The following is a 20,194-nucleotide window of genomic DNA, read 5'->3' as shown; positions in this document are numbered from 1 at the left end:
TCAATACTTAAAGGTGAGTCTACAGGTATTGAATTTATTGACTCTACAAGCATAAAAGTATGCCATAACTTAAGAATCCCTAGACACAAAACATTTGACGGCATAGCCGAGCGTGGCAAAGGAACAATGGGTTGGTTTTATGGGTTCAAACTACATTTAGTCACTAACTTTAAAGGAGAAATAGTTGATGCTAAATTAACTACAGGCAATGTTCATGACACAAAGCCAGTATTAGCCTTAGCTAAAAACTTAAAAGGAAAGTTATATGCAGATAAAGGCTATATCAGCAAAAAATTAACAGCTGGTTTGAAGGAAAAAGGAGTCGATTTGATAACAACCGTGCGCCGTAATATGAAAGCCAAAGCTATGTCGTTATGGGATAGAGCAATGCTATCTAGACGGTTTATTATTGAAACGATAAATGATCAATTGAAGAATATATCTCAAATAGAGCATTCTCGTCATCGTAGTCCTAATGGTTTTATGTTGAATTTACTCGCAGGGTTAGTAGCTTATTGCCTTAAAGAAAATAAGCCAACCCTTAATATTAATGACGTAGAGAAGAATGCTATGGTTAGGGCTTAACCCGATCTGGGGTTACTTAACTCAACAGCTTCTTTACCATGAGACTCACTTTTGGCTGACATATCAGTAATAGATGAGATATTAAGGCTAACATTTTCAGCAACAATAGATTGCTCTTCTATTGCTGTAGATATCTGTATATTTATATCAGCTAATGCTGTTACTTCCTCATTAATTTCTCGTAGAGCTACTCCTGTTTGATCTACCATAGACACGCAATTTTCTGATAGATCTCGTCCTTTAGACATAGAATTAATTGCAAAATCAGATTCTGCTCTTAATTGAATAATTAATTTTCCAATTTCATCAGTGGATTGTTGCGAACGTGATGCTAAAGCTCTCACTTCTTCTGCTACAACAGCAAAACCACGCCCTTGCTCTCCAGCTCTTGCAGCCTCAATAGCCGCATTCAATGCTAAAAGATTAGTTTGATCAGCAATAGCGCTGATTTCACCCAAGATTTCTTCTATTGATCTCGTTCCATCAATTAAACGATGAATAGCCATATCAACTTCACCTAATTGCTTAGATAATTCATTTATAGAACTCATTGTTTCAGATACAACTTCTAAACCATTATTACTAATATTCAATCCTTGCTGAGATGTATCAGCAGCTAGTGTTATCACTTGAGCAATTTCTCTTATGGTCGAAGACATTTGAGTAATAGAAGTAGCGACCTGATCAGTTTCATTTTTTTGTTCCGCAAGAATTGTTGCTACATTGCTACCCCGTTTTTCAGATTGAGTTGCTACATCATTAATAATGGTTGAATCGTCAGAAACACGCCCTACAACAGCTTTTATTTTAGCTGCTTGCATTTTCAAAGCTAATAAAATATTTCCAACCTTATCGTTATTGCCAGAATATAAAAAACTCATTAGATTATTATCATAAATATTTTTTGATTCTTGAAGTACAGTTAGATATTGAGAGCGCCACAAAGAAAAAATTAATGCCCCACAAAAAATGAGCCCTGCGAGTAAAATAGATATCATTGTATTATTATCTTCAACAAAAATATTTGTTATAGATAGTAATACAGAGAGCAATAAAATAACTTGTACCCATAAAGTTTTATCAACTTTTTCTTTAATAGCGGCTGGTTTCTTACCTTGGTGAAGCTGCGGATAAACTTCATTAGCTCTGTCAATTACTTTTCTATCAGGTAAAGTTCTAACAGATTGATATTCAAAGACACTACCAGTATCATCTTTAATTGGTGTAACAAAAGCATCAACCCAATAAAAATCACCATCTTTGCAACGATTCTTAACAGGCCCCATCCAAGAATTACCTTGTTGAATACTTGACCAAAGGTCCTTAAAGGCTTCTTTTGGCATATCTGGATGTCGAACTTTATTATGAGGATTATTCACTAACTCATCTAACGTATAACCAGAAATAGTACAAAATTTAGTATTTGCGTATTTAATATGACTATTTAAATCAGTAGTTGAAAGCAATATATCAGACTCAGAAAACAACAACTCTTTACTCATTTTATTCTCAATAATACAACGGTTGAATTAATTATATTAATCATCAAGATACAACCAAATTTAGCCTCATAACTTAATATTTTATAATTAAAAACGGAAGTTTATTGTAATATAATATTCATTACTTTTAGTGGGATAATCACTTTAAAAACATAACATTGCGAATTTTGTACAAAACTTTAATAGCAAATAAATGTTATTTACATAATCCTATTAAATCATTCAAACTAAATAGCTAAAACTAAATTAATAAAGACGGTTATTTACCTTTTTTTATACATATTCCAATTTATTGAAGTAATTACGGCTTACAGAGAGGCTTTTATTTTTTTATCAAATAGACTTGATTTAGATCAAACAAATTAAAATAATGCGTATTTTGTACTATTAAAATTTTAATATTTAAATCAATTACTTTAAAAGATAAATAGATCGAAACTCTAGTTGAATTTCGCATTAGAATTTGTATGTTAATAACAGAGGTAATATGAAGTACTTTTATTATGATATTAATGACTTGATAAATAAAAGTGAGTCGAAGTAATCTAATCGTTAAGTGTATTAGTCAACCTATTTTACAAATTGAGACTGCTTTCCCCCCTAAATGAGCCTACCTATTTAACCTGAACTCGGTTTAAGATGTTTTTAATTTATTGAAATTATTAATAATATAACTATATTTTACTCTAACTTGATAGTTTTTCTTAATTCAAGGCAGATTTCGCGTTAATAGCTAGTCTATCGCAAGTAAATTTAACGATGAAGTAAGGAAAAATAACTGTTAGAGAAAGATTTATTAAACCGAGCTCAGGTTATTTAACGCGAGAGTTAAAATAAAAAAAGGAGCTTTACTAAAGCTCCTTTTTGATTCACTAAATTTCTAGTACCTTAAAAGTCCCACTTTAATGCGACTTCAAATTGAGTACCTTTCGTTTCACTTTGTATGAGCGTATCTTCAAATTCTATCGCTTTATCTTTACCTAAAATATTCTGTACTTTAAAGGTTACAGTTGAAGAAAAAGTAGGATAGTAAGTATAGACCATATCAAGTGAATGAAATGGTTGCTCGTATGCATCATCTTTACCTTCAATACCCGGTATAATAATACGTTCGCCAAACACATTATAAACTAATGTCGCACTATGATAGCCATTAGGTGCATCCCAACCTAGATTGAAATTAAGTACATACTCTGAATGACCCGTCATTCTGCGTGTAGGATTTGAAATACTCGTAGAAACACCTGTTTGTTCAACGACACTTTGGGTATTAATATTGATTTCAGAATCACTTAACGTAACATTACCCGATAAGAAAAGATCGGCACCATTTACCGGGCCTAAATCACCTAAGAAAGTAAAGTCTTTCAAAAATTCCATTTCTATACCATAAACATAACCGTCTTCAGCATTGGCAATACGGATAAGTGATGGACCATCTTGCGAAGGTGACTGTACCGATTCAATTGGCATATCCATATCTTTATAGAATAAGCCAACCGACAAGTTTTCACCTGTTTCCATATACCATTCCCAGCGTACGTCATAGTTAATTATGTCGGTACTTTCTACGCCAGGAGTTCCACCAATAGGGAAACCAGTTAAAGGATCAATATAAGTTGCTGGGGCTACTTCACGAAGATCTGGACGAATTGTTGTTTGGCCAACTGATGCACGAAATTGCATTTGATCATCTAAAATATAGGTCAATGCTAAAGCACCAAAGAATTCATCTTCTTGGAAGGCAAGATCAGCTAAGTCAGCTTCTGTTGGTTGTGAAGGTAAGTCAAATTTTCCTGTTGCTGGATCAAGCGGTGCAACAACTTGTCTAAAATCTTCATAACGAACACCACCTACTACGCGCCACTTTTCATTAAAGAAAAAATCTGCTTCGACATAATAAGCATCAATCATTTGCCCTGAATAATAATCATCACCGGCAATTGACGTATCACGCATAATATTATCATTGCCACTTAGCGGGTAATTTAAAATAACATCATCAGTTAATATAGTGTTTAATTGACTACCTGTTAAGTCTAGATCACTTAGTGCTAACGTATTAATATCAACACGTCGAGCAAATGCTTCTCTTGATTTTTTAACAAAATCACCACCAAATTTTAATTCAACTTCAATGCCAGAAAAAGCTAATGGCAATGACAAATTATAACCATAATTTTCTACTTCATCGTCTAAGTCTTGAAAAGTATAACGAGTAGAAGTACTAGCTTTTCTTAATGAACTTTCATTAACGTAATCAAAGATTCCATCTTCTGGTTGCCCATTATAACCATCTGAAATAATGTAACGTGTTTCTATATTACCTGGAGCATAACGGTTAGAACGTGCATCAGAATAAAACCAATCAACACCGAGTCCCCACCAGTCATTAAAATTATGCGTGCCACGTAATTGATTCGAAATCATTTCACGTTCTTCGTAGATAACTTCACTATCGCGAATTCTTAAACCATCACTCAGTAAAACGTTGTTAGTATTACCTCGTTTATCACTCACTTGATCACGAGTATCATGCAGTATTAATGAAGTAAAATCGATGCGATGGTTGCGCATGTACTCTAAGCCTAAACTCATCATGCCAGAAAAACGCACTGAATGTTCAGTTGTATCTACTTCATCAAAACCACGCACTAAAGACCAAGCACCATCTGAGCCTTTAGTAAAATCTTGACCTTCATAACCTTCTGATACTTCCCATTTATTGTCATAAGAAATAGATGAAAGAAAACCTAAACGAAAATCATCAAAGTCAAATTTATTACCAAGCGTTATATCTAACCCTGTATTTGGGTTAATACTTTCACTTTTTGGATCATAATCGCGATTAAGCTGGGCTGCCACTAATCGGTTTTCATCTTGGTCTAAACTATTGATAGAGGTATAGCTATTCCACAACTGTGTTAAATCATCTGGTGCTGCTCGCGTACCATCATCAACACCGTACCAATCGTTACCACCACCATTGTAAGTAAGCCCGTCATCAAAGTTATTAGTGTTACCACCAAGTTTAGCTTTCATGTTAAAAACGAAATCTGTTGGAATAGTTTTCAAACGAACATCAACATTACCACCAGCAAAATGGGCTGGCATACTGGCCGAATAAGACTTTTGTACTGATAAGGATTCAATAATACTCGATGGAAATAAATCTAATGGTATTACTGTTCGTGTTGGGTCAGGACTAGGTACAGCAGCACCATTTAATTGCGTACTTGAAAAACGTTCACCAAGACCACGTACATAAATAAATTTTCCATCTACAAGTGTTATACCTGTTACACGACGAAGCGCAGCGGCTGCATCTGAATCGCCTGTGCGAGAAATTTGCTCTGCACCTAAAATGTCGGCAACAAAAGCTTGATTTTTACGTTCTTGCATTACGGCACTTGCAGTACCTTTTAAGCGACTAGCTTTGACCACAACTTCTTCAATGGCCTCGCTATCGTCTTCTTCAGCTATAACCTGTCCCGTTGTTGCCATCAAAGCAATTGTTAGAGAAGATAAAGCAAAAGATTTAAACTTATTATTCATTGTAAACCTCATGAATTAGGTATTTGAACATTAATACCAAACTAATGAATAGAAGTGCTCAATTGATTAGTTTGGTATGAAATGCTGTAGTATAAAAATAATTGTGCTACAGCATTTTGATTAGCTAGTCTGTTACTCTAAACCTACAGTCCAGCCAGCAGTCCAGTTGTTTCCTTCAGTTACCGCACCAATGTGATTAGCGTTGTCAAAGAAAGCATTACCTGTAAAGTCTTTCGGGGTAGTTGTATCAATGGTGAATATACCGTTTAGTACTGTACCCATATTTTCGGCAGTTGAGTTATCATCGTTTTGATTCAGCACCCAATCTTCAGCGTCAAGTAATACCGTGCCATCCGTTGCTTTTGAATCTTTGAAGTTTTCATCACAAGCAAATACTGAATTTGAAATAACCGTATCGCCATTTATGGCTTGGTCTGTTGTTACCGTAGAGCTGCCGCCTTCAAGTTCTAAACATTCACCCATGCCTGAAGTACCTGTTACAACAAAATTATGTAACTGTGCTTTAGTACCTTCACGTAAGTATATACCTTCAGAAGCTTTATCAGGTGTATCAAAGCCATTACCAATAATCGTCATATTAGCAATTGTTGGATTAGATTGAGGTTCTTTATCAGGCGTTGAACCGTCGTTATCAGCTTCAATTGCTCGGTTAGCTTCACCGTCATTATCTGCATGTTTTACTAATACATACTGTAAATTACCGCGGTAACCATTATCCCAGTCAACACTGTCATCTTTATTCCCTGTAAGCACAACATACTTCGCATTAACAGTACCACCGAAGAATTCAACACCGTCGTCTGCATTTTCATGTACTTGAATATATTCTACTGTTGTACCTGAGCCTACACCGCCAAAAGTAATACCGTTTAACTCATTGTCTGGGGCAATTTCATAACCGGCATGTTTAACAACAACATAACGCAATGTACCTGAGCTGTCTTCATCATCAGTACCACCAAAAACACCACCTTCAGCTACACCTTCAACCTGTAATGCACAGTCACTACCATCTGATGGACATTTATTTGATTTTGCATTACCAAGAATAACAACACCGCCCCATTGGCCAGAGCCAGTAACACCTTGTGCAATATCTTCACTAGAAGTAAAAGTGATTGGGTTAGTCGCAGTACCATTAGCTTCAATGGCTGAATCACGGCTAATAACTAGGTAATCGCCACCTGAGCGACCATAAATGGTAGTACCTGGTTCAATTGTTAAAGTAGCGCTATTCGCTTTATCTTCACCAATAAATACCGGACCATTTAATGCATATAAATTATTGGCCGTTAATGTTAAATCATTAGTAATTTCACCTGTTAATTGACAGGTTGTCGTAACGCCATCAATTGGTGTAATCGGTGTAGTACCTGTTGGACAACCTTCAGCTTCAGATTCAGCTGTTGCCGTTACAACACCACCACCAAAACCAAATGCCCAACCTTGACGCCAGTCATCTGTACCATTTAGTGCACCAACATAATCTGTCGTATCAAAAAATGCATTTTGAGTATTAGCAACATCTTGACCTGCATTAGCTGCAATGAGTGGAGAACCACTATCAGGTACACCTGATTCACTAATTAAAATTGACGAACTAATACTGTTTGAAGATTCAGCACTAAACCATGCTTCCATATCAAATGAAGTGGAGTCTTTAAAGTTTTCTCCTTCACATGCCATAATGACATTTTCCATAACGATTTTGCCGCTATTGGCATTATCTACCGTGATCCCAGCTTCAAATTCTAAACACTCACCCATTTCGCTCGGGCCAGTGATAACAGTATTAAATATTTTCGCTGCGGTTCCTTCACGTAAATAAATACCTTCGGAATCTTTATCCGCTGTGTCGAAGTTATTACCAATAATGGTCATATTCGAAATTATTGGGTTAGACTGTGGCTCTTTACTTGGGTCACTACCGTCATTATCTGCTTCAATAGCACGGTTAGCTTCACCAGAATTATTAGCATGCTCAATATAAATATGCTGTAGCATACCTTTATAACCATTATCCCAATCAACACTATCGTCTTTGTTGCCTGTCAAAACTAAATGTTTTGCGTTAACAGCACCACCAAAAAATTCAACGCCATCATCAGCATTGCTGTGAACTTGAATATAGTCAACAGAAGTACCTGAGCCAACACCACCAAAAGTAATACCGTTTAATTCATTATCAGGGGCAATTTCATAACCTGCATATTTAACAACTAGATACTTTAATGCACCTGAATCATCTTCCCAATCAGTACCGCCAAATACAGCACCTTCACCAACACCTTCAACTTGTAGCGCACAATCGCTACCATCAGTTGGACATTTATTTGATGGTGCATTACCTAGAATAACTAAACCACCCCATTGACCTGAATCCGTTGTTTCACCTTGAACGTCTTGTAAAGATGTCATGATGATTGGGTTAGTTTCAGTACCTTCAGCCATTATCTTTGCATCACGGTGAATAACTAAATAGTCATTACCAGATTGACCAAAAATAACTGTGCCTGGTTCAATTGTTAATACCACATCATCAACACCACGTGCTTGTTTATTAGCAGATAAACCACCAACATCTACACCACCACTTAAAGCGTACATAACAGCATTACCATTACTGTCGTTCGCCACTAACGTTGTGCTTTCTGTAATTCTTGTATCAAGTACTTGTATTTGAACATCAAAACCTAGTGCAGCAGAAACTTGTGTGCTCAATGCAGAATTCGCCTTACCCGGTAACACTTCATCAGGTGTCGTTGGAGTCGTTGGTGACGGATTCGTTACAACTGTATCACCGACTGAATTATCTACATTTGACTCAAGGTTTATATCACCACCACAAGCAGCAAGACCAAGAGATAGAGCAGTTACAATAGCAACATTGGTTGCGCTGTGCTTAAAGATCTTATTCAATTTCATGTTTCTCTCCGAAGAGTTAGTTGTTTTATTAAAGGACTAATTAATTTTTCCAACATGCTACAAGAGAAAAATGACAGAAATGTTTTAGAAATATGACTGTTTCTTTACAGTTATATTTCATTTTAATGACAGAGATTGCGCATCAAGGGCTGTGGGCGTTATCTATATTTCACTTAAGAAAATAATCAATCCCGTTTTATGCTTAATTACACTTGTCATTAATTTGAAACATTACTTCTTTAGTGTTTTAGCTTTATAAATGCCCCTTAACTTTATGGAGTATATTAATGAAGTTTATTGAGAAAGAGCTCAGCTGGTTATCATTTAACCACCGAGTATTACAAGAAGCTCAAGATATTAGTGTTCCTTTATTAGAGCGCTTGAGATTTTTAGGAATATATTCCAGTAATATGGATGAGTTTTATCGTGTTCGCGTTGCTAATGTAAGAAGAAAAATATACATAGCAAAATCAGTGTCAGAGAAAAAACAAGCGCGTGAGCTTTATGATCTTATTCAGCAAAAGGTCATTGAATTACAATTAATATTTGACGATACCTATTTAACATTACTCAATAAGTTATCAGAGCAAGATATTAATTTAATTAATGAAATGCAACTTAGTCAGGAAGAAGAAGCTTGGCTTGATACTTATTATAAAGATAAACTACGTCGCCATATTTTCCCGCTTATTTTAACTGAAAATATTAATTTAAAAGATAATATAAAAGACGACTCGACTTATTTAATGGTTGCTATGACTATCAATAACCATAGCCAGTATGCCTTAATAGAAGTGCCCAGTAGTAATGTACCTCGCTTTGTAAAATTACCTAAATACACCAACAGTGACGATGAAAGTTCGAGTATTATTCTACTCGACAATATAATACGGCACAGTCTCAAACAAATATTTGTCGATTTTTTCGAGTTCGACTATATTCATGCCTATTCAATGAAGCTTACCCGTGATGCTGAGTTTGATTTAAGTAATGAATTTAGCCAAAGTCTGTTTGAACAAATGAATACCAGTTTACGCAAACGAATTAACGCAGAGCCGGTTCGTTTGGTATATGACAAAAAAATGCCGGCCGACATGCTATCTGTGCTTAAACAAAAGCTAAATATTACTTCGAATCAAAGACTTGTTTCAGGTGGGCGTTATCATAGTTTTAAAGATTTTATTGAATTTCCTGATGTTGGTAATAAATCACTCTCTTACGAAAAAATGTCAGCTATAGAACATAAAGATTTTCGTAATCATCCTAATGCTTTTACTGCAATGGCTAATAAAGATATTTTACTTTATTATCCTTACCATAAATTTTCTCACTTTACGGAATGGTTAAGGCAAGCAGCTTATGATCCTAAGGTTGTTAGCATTGAAATATCACTTTATCGTGTGGCTAAGAAATCCCGTGTTGTTGCCGCGCTGATTGAAGCGGTTAAAAATGGTAAACAAACCACAGTAAATATAGAGTTAAGAGCTAGGTTTGACGAACAAGCAAATTTAAATTGGGCTGAAATATTAACAAACGCCGGTGCTAAAGTTACCTTTGGGATTCCGAATTTAAAAGTTCATGCAAAAATTTGTTTGATTACACGTAAAGAAGAGAGTGGCTTAGTGCGTTACGCGCATATAGGCAGTGGTAACTTTCATGAAAAAAATGCTAAAATTTATACTGATTTCAGTTTATTTACTTGTCGTCCTGAATTAACGGAAGAAGTCGCACAAGTATTTAAGTTTATTAAAAGCCCATACCAAAAGTTCACATTTGAACATCTTATTATTTCACCTATTAATTCACGTGCTAGTTTTGTTGATCTCATTGATCAAGAAATAAGTGCTGCCAAAAATAATCATAAAAGTGGCATAACGCTTAAAGTTAATAATTTAGTAGATCACAGTTTAATTAATAAACTCTACCAAGCGAGTAATGCCGGCGTTCCAATTAAATTAATTATTCGTGGTATATGTACATTAGTTGCAGGAATTAAAGAACAAAGTGAAAATATTCAAGTCATATCAATTATAGATAGATTTTTAGAGCATCCTCGAGTTGCTATTTTCGAACAAAAAGGCAATCAAAAAGTATTACTTTCATCTGCCGACTGGATGAATCGTAACATTGAAGAAAGGGTTGAGGTAACCTGTCCAATTTATTGCCATGATGTAAAAAAACAAATTATCGATATTATCAATATTCAACTTGCAGACAACACCAAAGCCAGAATAATTGATAGTGAACAACGTAATCTCTATCCACCTAACCATTGTAATGAGAAGGTTCGTTCTCAAATGGCTATTTATCGTTATTTAACTAAGCAAAATGATGAATTAGTAAAAACCACTGAACTAACAGAAACTATAGAACAGAGTAAAGATATGAGTATCATGGATAATTTTATTTTAAAAAAAGAGCCTGCTTGATGATATTAAATGAATCTACTAGTGTAAAACATTTTGTAGCGATTGATCTGGGCTCAAATAGCTTCCATTTAATTATTGTTCGTGAGCAAAACAATCATACTGAGGTAATTTATAAACAGAAGCAATCTATTAGATTAGCAGCCAGTTTAGAAAGAGAAGGCACCATTAATGATCAAAGTATGACTTTGGCCATGGATTGTCTAAAGAGCTTTGCAGACTCTTTTGCTCAATTACCTAACTGTCAAGTAATGATAGTGGCGACTTATGCTTTACGGCAAGCTCAAAACAGTCAACAATTTCTTGAGCAAGCAATCACAGTTATGCCCCACCCTATAAATATTATTTCAGGGGAACGTGAAGCTGAATTGATTTTTTTAGGTGTTGCCTATACGCAAATAATAAATCAACCGACCTTAATTATTGATATAGGCGGTGGAAGTACCGAATTTATTATAGGTCAAGCATTAAGCCCTAACTTGACCCGAAGCTTAGACATAGGTTGCGTCAGTTTTAGCCAACGATTTTTTCATTCGGGGAAAATAAGCGAAGAATTAATGTTTGCAGCGGAACTTTATAGTAAACAAGTTCTAGGTAGTATATCGCTTGAATACAATAGTTTTGGCTGGGAGCAAACCCTAGGATCGTCTGGTTCAATAAAAGCAATAACTCGTATAATGAAAGAGTTATACGACGATAGTAATATTACACTCAAGCGATTATATAGAATAAAGTCACAACTTATTAATTGGGGTCATCACGATAATATAGCGTTTGCCAACTTAAGTGATAAACGTCGCCCTTTATTAGCGCCAGCAATTGCTATTTTAATACCCTGCTTTGAACTACTTAATATTGACATGCTTAAATACAATTCTGGTGGTGTTCGTGAAGGTTTATTACATCAGCTAAGGTTTACACAATAATATAAAATAGTATTGAAAAAATAAAAAGGCTGTTAATAAACAGCCTTTTTATTTATGTTGTACCAATCAGACAGATACATTGTTAATTAACAATAGTATTAACCAGCATGAACAATACGTTTTGTTATTAAGTTATCAACAACACTTGGATCCGCTAATGTTGAAGTATCGCCTAACGTATCGACGTCATTTTCAGCAATTTTACGCAATATACGACGCATAATCTTACCTGAACGTGTTTTAGGTAAACCTGGTGCCCATTGCACGTAATCAGGTTTTGCAAAGCGACCTAGCTCTTTAGCCACAAAATCTTTTAGCTCTGCATTAAGTTCATCTGACTCTTGCGCATTTGCCATCAAAGTAACATAGCAATATACACCTTGGCCTTTAATTTCATGAGGATAACCAACAACAGCCGCTTCAGCAACAGCTGGATGAAGTACTAAAGCACTTTCAATTTCAGCAGTACCTAGACGATGACCTGAAACGTTTAGGACATCGTCAACACGACCAGTGATCCAATAGAAACCATCTTCATCACGTTTTGCACCATCACCAGTAAAGTAATTACCCGGGTATTGACCTAAATAAGTTTGGTAGAAGCGATCATGATCACCATAAACAGTACGAAGTTGTCCTGGCCAGCTAGCTGTCATTACTAATAAGCCTTGGTTTTCACCTTCAAGGGTATTACCATCTTTATCAAATAATGCTGGTTGAACACCAAAGAATGGTTTACCTGCACAACCAGGTTTCATATCTACAGCACCAGGTAACGAAGTAATTAAAATACCACCTGTTTCTGTTTGCCACCAAGTATCAACAATTGGACAATTACTTTTACCTACAACTTCATAATACCAATGCCAAGCTTCAGGGTTAATTGGCTCACCTACAGAACCAAGTAAACGTAATGATGAAAGATCATATTTCTCAACAAATTCATCACCTACACTCATTAAAGCACGAATAGCTGTTGGTGCAGTATAGAATACATTCACTTTATGTTTTTCACAGACTTGCCAGAAACGTCCAGCATCAGGGTATGTTGGTACACCTTCAAAAACTAAAGTGGTAGCACCGTTTGCTAATGGGCCGTAAAAAATATAAGAATGGCCAGTGATCCAACCTGCATCAGCAGTACACCAGTAAATTTCGCCTTCTTGATAATCAAATACATACTTATGTGTCATTGCTGCATATAAAATATAACCACCACAAGTATGTACAACACCTTTTGGTGTTCCAGTCGAGCCTGACGTATATAAAACAAATAGTGGATCTTCAGCATCCATGACTTCTGGCTCACATACGGCTTCTTGTCTTGCTACAGCTTCTTCATAATTAATATCTGTCTTTTCATTCCAAGCAACATCACCACCTGTGCGAGCAACGACAATAACAGAGTGAACTTGAGGGCATTCTGCAACTGCAGCATCAACATTCGCTTTAAGTGGAATACGCTTACCACCGCGTAAGCTTTCATCAGCAGTGATAACTACTTGGCATTCAGCATCCATAACGCGAGCTTTAATAGCTTCGGTAGAGAAACCACCAAAAATAACAGAATGAATAGCACCAATTCGAGCACAGGCTAACATGGCATAACCTACTTCAGGAATCATTGGCATGTAAATACAAACACGATCACCTTTTTTAACGCCACGTTCTTTTAGTAAATTAGCAAAACGACAAACATGATCATGAAGCTCTTGATAAGTTACCTGTAAATCTTCACTTGGATCATCGCCTTCAAAGATAATCGCGGTATCATTTGCCTTGGTCGCTAAATGGCGATCAATACAGTTGTAACTCACATTAAGTTTACCGCCTGAGAACCAATTGATTTCAGAATTTTTCAAATCAACTTTACTTACGCTATCCCAAGGTTGGTACCAGTCAATAAACTCTTTTGCTTGCTCTCCCCAAAATACATCTGGCTGTTCGATAGATTGCTTATACATAGCATCGTAAGTTGCGCTATCAATATGCGTATTAGCTTTGGCTTTCTCTGATACAGGGTAACAAGGTTTTAATTCATTCATAAGTTATTCCTTCTTGGGGGTTAACACCCAATATAATAATTTTTATTTTTTACTTTATCTAAATAAGTAAGATTGTGTTTATGCTAAGTATTTTACGTTGGTTTTCATATACGCCTTTAGTCTTAAGCAAATACACCTTTAGTTGGAAACTATATAAATAGTACTCATTTTAGGCATACGTTCAGAATCTTATATTTAATGTTTTTATAGGCTAAAGCCATTTTATTTTAACGCGTACATTAGCATTGACAATGGGTGTCGACAATATTGTCACTTCGCCATCTCCTAACTCATAAGGTTATTGAATGTTAATTATACAATTAATGAATTACAAAAAATTGACACATATAAAATCATCGTTGCATATAAGTTAGCCTTAATAATTTATCAAAAGAGAAAAAAAGATCAAATCCCTAACAAATCAACAAACCTATTTTACAGTAACCTATCAAGCAGCAAACATACTCTAAGATATTTAGCTTAGCTAATGAGATAAACTAACCTGAGTAACAACACAGCGCTATACAGAAAGGCCAATAGTAATATGCTACTTATTATTTTCTAAGGAGCGTAATTAAAATCTTGTGCACTAAAAGATTAACACGTCCCTGATACACAGCACATATATCAACCGAAATAGTGTAAAAAAAGACAGTTTGGATTACTATTTGAGCAACAAAGAAATAATAAAAGTGCAATTTAAAATATACTGAAACAATAATTTGTATCATGAGTATTAATGAAATGAATAGTATTTAGCCAGCTTTTATATATCATTTTAGCTAGGTTTTGCTAGAATCTGCAAAAAATCAAAACCTCCTCTTACTCAAAACCTAGAGAATAAGCATGAAACAACTTTTATTCATTTTAGTGGCACTACTGCTTGCACCTAGTATTGCCTTTGCATCTGATGCTTCGCATCAAACCTTAAATTTAACCGCTCATTGGGTTGGTTATGCCGCAATAGCTATTTTTGTAATTGCTTATACTTTAGTTATTTTAGAGGAACAATTACACTTAAGAAAATCTAAACCTGTGTTACTCGCGGCTGGGTTAATTTGGATACTTATTGCCTTTCATTACAGCTCTCAAGGAATGCCGCACTCTGCTGAAGTAGCCATTCGCCATAACTTTCTTGAATATGCTGAACTCTTTTTCTTCTTACTTGTTGCTATGACCTACATCAATGCTATGTTAGAGCGTAATGTATTTGACTCATTACGTGATTGGTTAGTTGCCAAAGGATATAGTTATAAAACACTCTTTTGGTTAACCGGTATTCTTGCTTTCTTTATTTCCCCAGTTGCTGATAACTTAACGACCGCTTTAATTATGTGTGCAGTGGTTATTGCCGTAGGTAAAGACGAGCCTAAATTTATTGGCATGAGTTGTATTAATATTGTTGTTGGTGCAAACGCTGGTGGCGCGTTTAGCCCATTTGGTGATATTACAACGTTAATGGTTTGGCAAAAAGGCATGGTAGAGTTTAACGAATTTTTTGCATTATTCATTCCTGCTGTCGTTAACTTTTTTATTCCTGCTTTTATTATGCAATTCTTTTTACCTAAAGGTAATCCGTCAACTGAATCAGAGCACGTTACATCAATCAAACAAGGTGGTTTAGTGATTGTTGGCTTATTCCTTTTAACAATTATCACAGCAGTATCTTTCCATACATTTATTAACTTACCTCCGGTATACGGTATGATGCTGGGTCTGGCATACCTGAAGTTTTTTGCTTACTACCTTCGTAGATCTGGACAAGGTGAAATTGATAAATCAGATATGCCAACAAGCCACCAAATTGAAGATGATTTTGATATTTTTGATAAAATTGCCAAAGCAGAATGGGATACATTATTCTTCTTCTATGGCGTAATTTTAGCTGTTGGTGGTTTAGGTTTTATTGGTTATTTAGGCATAACATCTGAATTTATGTATGGTCAGCTTGGAGCAACGAATGCTAATATACTTGTGGGTATTTTATCTGCGATTGTTGATAACATCCCGGTAATGTTTGCAGTGTTAACTATGAATCCTGATATGTCACATATGCAATGGTTACTAGTAACATTAACGGCTGGAGTTGGAGGTAGCTTATTATCTATTGGCTCTGCTGCTGGTGTCGCTTTAATGGGACAAGCAAGAGGTTACTACACTTTCTTTAGTCACCTAAAATGGACTCCTGTTATTGCCTTAGGCTACGCTGCTAGTATTTATACTCACTTATTAATTAACGGCTAAAAAATTGTAACAATTTCAGATAACAACATTGATAATTAGTTGTTATGATTAAAAGCTTCTACTTTTTACTTCAAGGTAATTTAGAAGCTTTTTTTATATTTATAAGCATCGTTATCATAAGAATTATTAGGAAAAAAATGAAATTTTTAAGTGATTTAACCACTCGTTCAAAATCTTGGTTATTATTAACCATATCGGCCTTAGCTTTCGAGTTATGCGCTTTATATTTTCAATATGCAATGGACTTAGCACCTTGCATCATGTGTGTATATCAACGCCTTGCAATTTGTGCAATTATTATCGCGGGTGTGATTGGCATTGCCGGTTCACGCTTTTTACTCACCAGAATAATAGCTTATGCTTTATGGGGTGTTGGTGCTATTTGGGGCTTATTAATAGCGTTAGAGCATATAGAAATGCAAAGCAACTCAGGTTCATTATTCTTTAGTTGTGAATTTGTACCTAATTTCCCAACATGGGCACCATTACACGAATGGCTCCCATTTTTATTTGAAGCAACGGGTAGTTGTGGAGATATCGATTGGCAATTTTTAGGTTACAGTATGCCGCAGTGGATGACTGTTGTTTTTGGATTTTATACAATCGCTTTTGGTATTATTTTATTAAATAGATTAATACACAGTAAAAAACTGTAAACGTTATCGTTAAATTAAAAGCGCTTATTTAACGATAGGCGCTGCTACACCTGCAGCAACATAAGGAATTACTTGCTTAATAACGCCAGCAATATCTACTTGGCGGTCAAAATCATTTAACGCAATATCAATTAACGCATCACTTGAAGACATAGTAAACACAATAGTCCCCATCGTAAAATGTAAACGCCAAAACATTTCTTCTGCACTCAATTCTGGATAAGCTTTGTGAACAGCATTAGTGAAATTAGTAAAAACATTTGGGTATTGAGTCGTCAAAAACCATCTTAAAAAGCCTTGGCTATCGGTATAACCTCGACCCAATAATTGCAAAAAAATACTTGTGCCATTGTCTTTAAAAGTATTTAAATGAAGTAAAGGATCAAGAAAAGCCGAAAAAACATCAATTAAACTTGGCTTTGCTTCGTCAGAGCACAATGTGCCTAATGCTGATTCTAAGCGAGGACTGAGTTCATTCATGTACCGAGACATAACAGCTTTGATTAACTCTTTTTTAGAGCCAAAATGATAATTAACTGCGGCTAAGTTTACTTCTGCTTGACTAGTAATTTCTCTTAACGATGTTCCGTTAAAGCCTTTATCAGAAAATAGGACTTCTGCTGCATCTAAAATTTTATTTTTTGTACTCATATTTCTTTATACCAAAACGCTAATAACTAACATTAAAATTCAAACAAGCGTTTAAAATAGCTTATTTATCACGTTCAGGTCAAGCAGCATCAAGACCTAAATAATAATTTATAATTTTATGTAGAAAAATTGAACTAATTATAAATAAGTGTCTCAAACCTAGTGAACATACATGTTTACTTCCTGACTCAGTGGCCTGATCTGTCAATCTGCCCTGAGTCTTTTTTTTCTGCTGCTGATAAGACCAAATAAAAAGTTTATCAAATTTATTTTCGTCATTATCAGCCTGATTAATAGCAAACTGTTACGCATTGTATACAGTAACGTCTGTTAAACAAGTCATTCACGCGTCTTTTTCAACGTGTAATTTAACTATAAAAGGCAATAATGGCTATTAATCAAACCGAATAAATCACAACCTTTTTTACTTAACTACAATAAAAAAGCCTTATGAATAAAGGCCTAGCAAGTAGAAATATCTATGACTTTAGTTTGTGATATTACTGGTTGATTTGAATAACTGAGCAACTAGATATCATTTTTACTCATCTTACTTTTCCTTTATTAGATCATTTGCATTAGTTTCATCTTTCAATATACTAAATTATCTTCCAAATATTCTATAACACTTAAAAAACATGATGAATAATATAACAAATACGTTCAAATTTACTTCTATTGCTTTAGTCATAGCAGCGTCATTATCTGGTTGCTCTCAAGTTCAAAGTAATTCAACAGCAACAACATCACAAACAGAAGAAAAAGCGTTAACAAGCCAAGATGCGCAAGTGTTTCTAGATGATGTAGCAAAAGAAATGACTGCTTTAGGGGTATCTGGTGCAAGAGCTGCATGGATATATTCAAACTTTATTACAGAAGATACAGCATCTCTGGCAGCAGAAGCTGATCAAAAGTCTACTGAAGCTGGTGTTCGTTTTGCTATGCAAGCAGCTAAGTTTGATAATGTCGACGTCAATCCAACGCAACGTCGTCAATTAAATATATTAAAACAGTCTTTAGTCTTACCAGCACCTCAAGATTCTAAAAAATCTGCTGAATTAGCACAGATTGGTGCAGAATTAGGCAGCATCTATGGTAAAGGAAGTTACACAACTAAAACAGGTGAAAAACTTAGTTTAGGTGATATGACTTCAATTATGTCAACGTCTCGTGATTACGATGAATTATTAGAAATGTGGCAAGGATGGCGTGAAATCAGTCCATCAATGAAGCCTTTATATGCTCGCCAAGCAGAATTAGCAAATGAAGGGGCAAAAGGATTAGGCTATAAAGATCTTGGAGCTATGTGGCGTTCAAACTATGATATGCCTGCCGACGATTTTGCCAATGAATTAGATCGACTTTGGGGGCAAGTAAAGCCTTTATATGATGATTTACATTGTTATGTACGTAGCGAGCTTGGTAAAGAATATGGCGAAGATAAAGTACCACAAGATCAACCTATTCCAGCGCATTTACTTGGTAATATGTGGGCACAATCTTGGGGAAATATTTATGATGTGGTTGCTCCCGATAATGCCGATCCAGGTTATGATGTAACTAAGCAATTAGCAGTTCATAATTATGATGAAATACAAATGGTTAAAGGCGCAGAAAAGTTTTTTACTTCACTTGGATTTGACGCATTACCCGAGACTTTTTGGACTCGTTCATTATTTACTAAACCTGAAGATAGAGATGTAATTTGTCATGCTTCAGCGTGGAATTTAGATGCTAAAGATGATTTACGCATTAAAATGTGTATTCAAAAAACGGGCGAAGAATTCTCTGTTATTCACCACGAATTAGGTCACAATTTTTATCAACGAGCCTATAAAGATCAGCCTGTATATTTCCAAAACAGTGCTAATGACGGATTTCATGAAGCAATTGGTGATACTATTGCCTTATCGGTTACACCAAAATATCTAAAAGAAATTGGTTTAATTGACACTATTCCTGATGAGTCAAAAGATATTGGTTTATTGATGAAAATGGCCTTGGATAAAGTTGCCTTTATTCCTTTTGGTTTAATGGTAGATCAATGGCGCTGGAAAGTTTACTCAGGCGAAATTACACCTGAAAACTACAATACTGCTTGGTGGGAATTACGTGAAAAATATCAAGGTGTTGCCGCACCAGTTGAGCGTGAGCAATCAGCGTTTGATCCAGGTGCAAAATACCACGTTCCAGGTGGTGTTCCATATAGCCGTTATTTCTTAGCGCATATACAACAATTTGAATTTCATCGTGCTTTATGTGAAATTGCTGGTAATACCGATCCGATTCACCGTTGTTCTATTTACAATAATAAAGATGCAGGTAAAGCACTTAATACTATGTTAGAAATGGGCTCTAGCCAGCCTTGGCAACAAGCGTACAAAGTATTAACCGGTAATGAACAAATGGATGCTACGGCAATTTTAGATTACTTTGCCCCATTACAAACTTGGCTAAAAGATAAAAACCAAGGTAAACAATGTGGCTTTTAAATAAATAATCCACAGATAATTTTACTCAATAAAAGCCCTAATATTCACAATATTAGGGCTTTTTATTTTGACCTTGGATTATCACACCAACACTGAGCATAATATGTTAGACTGCCTCGCTATTGTCTATCATCACATTCTAAATAATCATTTCATGTTGCTGTAA

Annotated in this window: 11 protein-coding genes; 6 read left to right on the top strand and 5 right to left on the bottom strand. The window is 35.3% G+C overall.

Annotation, left to right across the window (positions count from 1 at the left end; translation table 11 throughout):
• On the top strand, positions 1-585 hold a 585-nt coding region (locus tag Q4496_RS11405; RefSeq protein WP_303610471.1), incomplete at its 5' end, for an IS982 family transposase.
• On the opposite strand, the gene Q4496_RS11400 is transcribed toward Q4496_RS11405, so the two are convergent.
• The 3 genes from Q4496_RS11400 to Q4496_RS11390 form a co-directional block, all read right to left on the bottom strand.
• A complete protein-coding gene (locus tag Q4496_RS11400; RefSeq protein ID WP_303610470.1) occupies positions 582-2,087 on the bottom strand; it encodes a PAS domain-containing methyl-accepting chemotaxis protein in 1,506 nt (501 codons plus the stop codon). The genes Q4496_RS11405 and Q4496_RS11400 overlap by 4 nt on opposite strands.
• A gap of 888 nt (positions 2,088-2,975) precedes the next feature.
• Complete coding sequence (locus tag Q4496_RS11395) at positions 2,976-5,642, bottom strand: TonB-dependent receptor (RefSeq protein ID WP_215974555.1); 2,667 nt, start codon at positions 5,640-5,642, stop codon at positions 2,976-2,978.
• Positions 5,643-5,774: 132 nt separating this feature from the next.
• Complete coding sequence (locus Q4496_RS11390) at positions 5,775-8,588, bottom strand: hypothetical protein (RefSeq protein WP_303610469.1); 2,814 nt, start codon at positions 8,586-8,588, stop codon at positions 5,775-5,777.
• 287 nt (positions 8,589-8,875) lie between these two features.
• Between Q4496_RS11390 and ppk1 the strand changes: the two genes are divergently transcribed.
• Positions 8,876-11,017 (top strand): polyphosphate kinase 1, encoded by a 2,142-nt coding sequence (ppk1, locus tag Q4496_RS11385; RefSeq protein WP_215974557.1) that lies wholly within the window; start codon positions 8,876-8,878, stop codon positions 11,015-11,017.
• A complete protein-coding gene (locus Q4496_RS11380) occupies positions 11,017-11,940 on the top strand; it encodes a Ppx/GppA family phosphatase (protein ID WP_303610474.1) in 924 nt (307 codons plus the stop codon). Before ppk1 ends, Q4496_RS11380 begins: the two co-directional genes overlap by 1 nt.
• 98 nt (positions 11,941-12,038) lie before the next feature.
• Here the strand turns inward: Q4496_RS11380 and acs are convergent, their stop codons facing one another.
• The gene (gene acs / locus Q4496_RS11375; protein ID WP_215974559.1) at positions 12,039-13,985 is read right to left on the bottom strand and encodes an acetate--CoA ligase; all 1,947 of its coding nucleotides are present in this window, start codon (positions 13,983-13,985) and stop codon (positions 12,039-12,041) included.
• 846 nt (positions 13,986-14,831) lie between these two features.
• On the opposite strand from acs, the gene nhaD reads away from it, so the two are divergent.
• Together nhaD and dsbB are read left to right on the top strand one after the other, a co-directional pair.
• A complete protein-coding gene (gene nhaD / locus Q4496_RS11370) occupies positions 14,832-16,229 on the top strand; it encodes a sodium:proton antiporter NhaD (protein WP_215974560.1) in 1,398 nt (465 codons plus the stop codon).
• A gap of 137 nt (positions 16,230-16,366) precedes the next feature.
• Positions 16,367-16,885 (top strand): disulfide bond formation protein DsbB, encoded by a 519-nt coding sequence (dsbB, locus tag Q4496_RS11365; protein ID WP_303601834.1) that lies wholly within the window; start codon positions 16,367-16,369, stop codon positions 16,883-16,885.
• Positions 16,886-16,909: 24 nt separating this feature from the next.
• Here the strand turns inward: dsbB and Q4496_RS11360 are convergent, their stop codons facing one another.
• The gene (locus tag Q4496_RS11360) at positions 16,910-17,536 is read right to left on the bottom strand and encodes a TetR/AcrR family transcriptional regulator (protein ID WP_215974562.1); all 627 of its coding nucleotides are present in this window, start codon (positions 17,534-17,536) and stop codon (positions 16,910-16,912) included.
• Between the two features lie 641 nt (positions 17,537-18,177).
• On the opposite strand from Q4496_RS11360, the gene Q4496_RS11355 reads away from it, so the two are divergent.
• Positions 18,178-20,028 carry a M2 family metallopeptidase gene (locus Q4496_RS11355; protein ID WP_303610468.1) on the top strand — a complete coding sequence of 617 codons (1,851 nt, stop codon included), beginning with the start codon at positions 18,178-18,180 and terminating at the stop codon, positions 20,026-20,028.
• Positions 20,029-20,194 lie beyond the last annotated feature (166 nt).

It is taken from the genome of Colwellia sp. 5_MG-2023, from assembly GCF_030547795.1.
Classification (GTDB): Bacteria; Pseudomonadota; Gammaproteobacteria; order Enterobacterales; family Alteromonadaceae; genus Colwellia.
Note: the sequence above shows the minus strand (reverse complement) of the source record. Positions and strands in the feature narration are given on the sequence as shown.

Bases quoted from the DNA above. Each gene is read 5' to 3' on its own strand.
- Q4496_RS11390 (WP_303610469.1), bottom strand. From the start codon at position 8,588: ATGAAATTGAATAAGATCTTTAAGCACAGCGCAACCAATGTTGCTATT.
- Q4496_RS11355 (WP_303610468.1), top strand. From the start codon at position 18,178: ATGAATAATATAACAAATACGTTCAAATTTACTTCTATTGCTTTAGTC.
- Q4496_RS11395 (WP_215974555.1), bottom strand. From the start codon at position 5,642: ATGAATAATAAGTTTAAATCTTTTGCTTTATCTTCTCTAACAATTGCT.
- Q4496_RS11380 (WP_303610474.1), top strand. From the start codon at position 11,017: ATGATATTAAATGAATCTACTAGTGTAAAACATTTTGTAGCGATTGAT.
- dsbB (WP_303601834.1), top strand. From the start codon at position 16,367: ATGAAATTTTTAAGTGATTTAACCACTCGTTCAAAATCTTGGTTATTA.
- Q4496_RS11400 (WP_303610470.1), bottom strand. From the start codon at position 2,087: ATGAGTAAAGAGTTGTTGTTTTCTGAGTCTGATATATTGCTTTCAACT.
- nhaD (WP_215974560.1), top strand. From the start codon at position 14,832: ATGAAACAACTTTTATTCATTTTAGTGGCACTACTGCTTGCACCTAGT.
- acs (WP_215974559.1), bottom strand. From the start codon at position 13,985: ATGAATGAATTAAAACCTTGTTACCCTGTATCAGAGAAAGCCAAAGCT.
- ppk1 (WP_215974557.1), top strand. From the start codon at position 8,876: ATGAAGTTTATTGAGAAAGAGCTCAGCTGGTTATCATTTAACCACCGA.
- Q4496_RS11360 (WP_215974562.1), bottom strand. From the start codon at position 17,536: ATGAGTACAAAAAATAAAATTTTAGATGCAGCAGAAGTCCTATTTTCT.